Genomic DNA, 5322 nt, shown 5'->3' with positions numbered 1-5322 from the left:
GGCCAGCCTGGCGCTGGCGTACGGGGCCGCGCTGGCGCTGGGCATCGCTTCCGCCTTCGCCATCCCGGCCGGCACGGCCATCGGTACGAGGATGCACTGCCCCTGCACGCAATATACGAGTCCCCTTTCCTGCATCTGATCGCTCCAGCCCGAGCGCGTCACATTGCGGCACACCCTTCCCGGTCCGAAATGCATGTCGCTGATGCGCGCATTGTAATTACCCTTGCCGCGGATGGCGTCGCGGCTGATCACGACGATTTCATCGTACTGGCGCGCGCGCATGCGCTCCTTCAGCTGTTCGCGCACCGGCGGCGCGATGTCCGTGTAGCGGTCGACGGCCGCCACCACGTCGCCCATGAACGGGTCGATGCCGGGGCGGTTCCAGTTGCAATTGTCCAGCACATCGGCGCGTGCGGCGGACTTGGCGTGGGCGGGCAGTGGCGCCAGGGACAACATGCCGAATATGACTGCTGCGCCCAGCATGCAGGCGCCCGCGATCCAGGGAGTATGTTGCGCTGCCAGTTTCTTCGAGGAAATCATATCAAAATTGAACTCTTTGGTTGAGTTCCGATGTTATCACCGAAGAAACTTCAATATCAACAAATAAATAAAATAATTACAATTAGTGTTGTGTTTATTTATATTTTCTATCGGGAAATAATTATCATTTTTATCTTGTTTTTGAACATGCAAGGCTGGGCTGACGGGCGCGCGATGGCGCAGACGCGCGGCGCAGGGCGTCAGGAAATACGGGGAAGGAGGGGGCGGCGCCGAGCGGCGGCGCCGGCTTGCGGTGCTAGAAGCGGCCCGGGCAGGCTTGCCCGTCGAACGGGGGATAGCCGGCCGCCGGCAGCTTGCGCAGCCAGTCCAGCATCAGGGCGCGGGCGCCGGGTCCCTGTGGCGCGACGCCGCCCTGCAGTTCGCTGGCGATGGCATCCAGTTCACCGCAGATGGGCTGCTTGCCGGACTGGGCAGCCAGCAGGGAGGCCAGCAGCTCCGGCAGCACGGCTGCCGCTGGCGCCGCCTGGCGCGTGGCGTGGTAGTGCTGCCAGTAGCGCCCGGCGCTGGCGGCGTCAAAGCTGGGCACAAAGCCGAAGGTGACGGCATCGCGGTGCAGGCGATAGACGGTTGGAAAGTAATGGGGACCCGTGAGCTCGCCGGGAAACAGGTCGCGCCGCACGACGTCGATGGCCAGCGCGCCATCGCCTTCCACGCGCACGGGACTGGGAGCGTCGTACTGGTCGACGCTGGCCATGCCTGGAGTGTTGCCTTCCAGCAGGATGATCCTTTGCGTGTAGTGGCGCCCGCCCAGGTGGCCGCACAGGGCCACGAAACTGTCATTGAGGACGGTGAGGGCGGGAACGGCGCCGCAGCCGGGCTGCAAGGGCGTGTTTTCCTGCCACACCAGCGTCTCGTCGCCGGCGCGGGTGATGCGGATGCGGCCCACGGTGGCGCCCTGCAGGTCGCCACCGGCCGCCTCGATGCGATCATCGTAGCGCAGCGTATAGCCATGGCGGGTGACGTCGGCGGCATGTGCCGTTATGCTGGCAAGCAAGACCAACGCCAGCAGCGGCTGGCGCATCACGTCAGGCCGTGGAACAGCACGACGTCGACGAGGTCGCCGGCGGCCACGTGGCCTTGCGCTTCGTGCAGCACGATCATGCAGTTCGCCTGTGTCATCGAACGCAGGATGCCCGAGCCTTGCGCGCCCGTCACGCGCACGTGCTGGCGTTCGTCCGCGCCCCGCTCGACGATGCCGCGCTGGTATTCCGTGCGGCCCCGCTTCTTGCGGATGGCCGCCTGCGCCGCCACCTGCAGCAGCGGCAGGGCGGACGTGTCCACATCGGCGCCCATCAGGCGCAGCAGGGTGGGGCGGGCGAGGAAATAAAACGTCGCCATCACGGCCACGGGGTTGCCGGGCAAACCCAGCAGCAGGGCCGAATGCCCCTCGCTGGAAATGTTGCCGAATGCCATGGGGCGGCCCGGGCGCATGTTGATTTGCCAGAAAGCAACGTCACCGAGGCGCGCCAGGATGTCGCGCGTAAAATCGGCCGCGCCGCTGGACACGCCGCCCGAAGTGATGATGACGTCGGCTTGCGCGCAGGCGCCGCGCAGGGCCGCTTCCAGCGCCGTCGGATTGTCCTTGACGATGCCCATGTCCAGCACCTCGCAGCCGAGGCGGGTCAGCATGCCCAGCAGGGTGTAGCGGTTGCTGTCGTAGATGCAGCCCGCGGCCAGCGGCTCGCCGATCGAGCGCAATTCGTCGCCGGTGGAAAAGAAGGCCACGCGCAGGCGGCGCCGCACGGGTACGGTGGCGATGCCCAGCGAGGCCAGCAAGCCCAGTTCGGCCGGGCCCAGGCGCTTGCCTTGCAGCAGGGCGGGCTGGCCCTGCATCAAGTCCTCGCCCTTGAAACGGCGGTTGTCGCCGGGGCGGATGCAGTCCGGCGCCACGGTGATGCCGGTGTCGCTGGCGTGCAGCAGCAGTTCCTGCGGCACCACGCTGTCGCAGCCAGCCGGCATGACGGCGCCCGTCATGATGCGCGCGCATTGCCCCCGTTCTATCGGGACGGTGCCGGGGCGTCCGGCGAGGATGGTGTCGACCACGGCCAGGGTCACGGGCGTGTCGCCGCCCAGGTCGGCGCCGTGCAGCGCATAGCCGTCCATGGCGGAATTGTCGTGCGCGGGCACGCTGATGGGCGAGATGATGTCGGCCGCCAAAATGCGCTCGAGCGCCTGCGGCAGCGCCAGGTCTTCCACGTCGGCCACGGGCGCGACGGCATCGGCCAGGATGGCTTGCGCCAGCGGCACGGACAGGCCCTGCGCCTGCAGGGCGGCCAGGTCGTCCGGCGTATTGATGTTGCCGAAGGGGGCACTGTCCTGGAACAGCACTTCGGCCAGCTTCAGGGGACCGTGCCAGGTGCGCATGCGGCGTTCGCCGGCGGCCAGGTAGGCGTCCAGCTGAGGCAGGGCGGCGGTTTTTACGAGGCAAAAGACGGGATGGGGACGGCGCACGGCCAAGCCCGTCGCCGGGTCGAGTTCCTCGGTGACGGCGATGGCCAGGTCGGCATTCTGTTCGACGAGGCCGGCCGCCAGGCGCGCCGCCAAGTCGGGCGGCAGCAATGGCGAATCGCAGGGCACCGTCAGCAGGTAGGGTGTGCCGGCGTGCCGCATGCCGCTGTGCAGGCCGGCCAGGGGGCCAAGCTGGCCGGGCAGCACGTCTTGCCACACGGGCAGGCCGAAGCGGGCGTAGGCGGGCGCATGGGCATTCGCGCTGATGGCCAGCTGGCCCACTTGCGGCGCCAGGCGCTGCAGCACGTGGCGCACCAGGGGCTGGCCGTGCAGGGGCAGCATGCCCTTGTCGCCGTGGCCCATGCGCGTGCCGAGGCCGCCGGCCAGGACGAGGCCGGTAATGTCTTGTGGATTGATCATGTCAGGTAGAAATAATGGTGCATGCGCCATGGTAGCAGCGGCGGGCGGGCGCCGTGCCCGATTCAGCCGCCGATGTACGACATTTCCACTTTCTTTTTACCGCGCTCAAGCGTGCCGCCCGTCAAGTCCGTCTGGCTGGTGCGCAATGCCGAATAGCGGTCGCTGCGGCCGCGCCACAGCTGCGCCACCACGGTGGAAATTTCCAGGTCGCTATTGCCGCCGCGCAGCAGGCTGCGCAGGTCGTGGCCGCTGGTGGCGAACAAACAGGTGTACAGCTTGCCTTCCGTCGATAGGCGGGCACGGCTGCAGTCGCCGCAGAACGCTTGCGTGACGCTGGAAATGAGGCCGATTTCGCCCTGGCCATCCGCGTAGCGCCAGCGCGCCGCCGTCTCGCCCACATAGTTCGGGTCGATGGGCAGCAGGGGCATGTGGGCGGCGATGCGCCGCACGACGTCGGCCGAAGGGATGACTTCCTGCAAGTTCCAGCCGTTCGAAGCGCCCACGTCCATGTATTCGATGTAGCGCAGGATGTAGGGCGTGTCCTTGAAGTGGCGCGCCATGGGCACGATTTCCTGCTCGTTCATGCCGGCCTTGACGACCATGTTGATCTTGATGGGGCCCAGGCCCGCCGCATGCGCCGCGTCGATGCCGTGCAGCACGTCGGCCACGGAAAAATCCACGTCGTTCATGCGCTTGAAGGTGGCGTCGTCGAGCGAATCGAGCGATACGGTGACCCGGTTCAGGCCCGCCTCCTTGAGCGCCTGCGCTTTTCTCGCGAGCAAGGAACCGTTGGTCGTCAGGGTCAGGTCCAGCGGCTGGCCCGACGGCGTGCGCAGGGCGGCCAGCATGGCGATGAGCTTTTCGATATTTTTGCGCAGCAACGGTTCGCCGCCCGTCAGGCGGATCTTTTCCACGCCGTGCTCGACGAACAGGCGCGCCACGCGCGTGATTTCCTCGAACGACAGCAGATCCGTGTGCGGCAGGTAGACGTGGTTCTTGTCGAACACGTCTTTCGGCATGCAATACACGCAACGGAAATTGCAGCGGTCGGTAATCGAGATGCGCAGGTCGTGCAGGGGCCGGCCCAGGCGGTCGGCGACGTTGCCGCTGGGGTTTTCCAGCCGGTCGGGTATCGCCGGAGCCCCATTGCGGGCCTCGGCGAGGTAGATGATCTTGTCAGCCATAAAGGTGATGCCAGTTGCCAGTTACTAGTTACGTTAGGTCGTTCAAGGCAGATACGATAGCACGAGGCCGAAGATGGCACAGGCGAGCAGCAATTTGATGGTGCCCATTTGATACCGGATCAGCGCCACGCCGGCCGCCAGCGCGATGGCCATGGCCAGCCAGTCCCAGTGCGGCAGCGGGTTTGCTTGCCAGAAGACGTGGCGGCCAAAGAACACGGCCAGGCTGGCGATGACGCCCACGACGGCGGCCGAAATGGCGTTCAGGGGGCCGCTCAGGCGCAAATTGCCCCGCGTCGCTTCCACCAGCGGGGCACCGGCCAGGATGAGGATGAACGAGGGCAGGAAGGTGAACCACGCCGTCACCAGGGCGCCGCACACGCCCGCCAGCCACAGGTTGCTGCCCAGCACGGCCTGGCTCCAGCCGCCGACAAAGCCGATGAAGGCGACGATCATGATCAGGGGGCCGGGCGTCGTCTCGCCCAGGGCCAGGCCATCCATCATCTGCGCGCCCGTGAGCCAGTGGTACTGGTCGACGGCGCCCTGCACCAGGTAGGGCAGCACGGCATACGCGCCGCCGAACGTCAGCAGGGCCGCCTTGCTGAAGAATACGCCCATCTGCGCCAGCGGCTGGTCTGCCCCGCCTGCCAGCGCCAGGGCCAGCCAGGCGAGCAAGGCCAGGGCGAGGCCCGTGGCGGCCGTGGCCAGCAGG

Annotated in this window: 5 protein-coding genes; all 5 read right to left on the bottom strand. The window is 66.9% G+C overall.

The window, feature by feature from the left end:
* A partial coding sequence (locus tag EBS11_RS27895; RefSeq protein WP_290608708.1) for an MHFG family PEP-CTERM protein occupies positions 1-540 on the bottom strand: 540 nt, incomplete at its 3' end.
* Positions 541-796: 256 nt separating this feature from the next.
* Complete coding sequence (locus tag EBS11_RS27890; protein WP_290608706.1) at positions 797-1555, bottom strand: hypothetical protein; 759 nt, start codon at positions 1553-1555, stop codon at positions 797-799.
* Between the two features lie 26 nt (positions 1556-1581).
* Positions 1582-3429, bottom strand: coding sequence for a gephyrin-like molybdotransferase Glp (gene glp / locus EBS11_RS27885; RefSeq protein WP_290608704.1), 1848 nt, complete (start codon positions 3427-3429; stop codon positions 1582-1584).
* A 62-nt stretch (positions 3430-3491) separates the two neighbouring features.
* Complete coding sequence (gene moaA / locus EBS11_RS27880; RefSeq protein ID WP_290608702.1) at positions 3492-4613, bottom strand: GTP 3',8-cyclase MoaA; 1122 nt, start codon at positions 4611-4613, stop codon at positions 3492-3494.
* Between the two features lie 42 nt (positions 4614-4655).
* Positions 4656-5322: chromate transporter (locus EBS11_RS27875; RefSeq protein WP_290608700.1), on the bottom strand; the 667-nt coding region annotated here is incomplete at its 5' end.

It is taken from the genome of Janthinobacterium sp., from assembly GCF_009923995.1.
In the GTDB taxonomy this organism is placed as follows: domain Bacteria; phylum Pseudomonadota; class Gammaproteobacteria; order Burkholderiales; family Burkholderiaceae_D; genus Janthinobacterium.
Note: the sequence above shows the minus strand (reverse complement) of the source record. Positions and strands in the feature narration are given on the sequence as shown.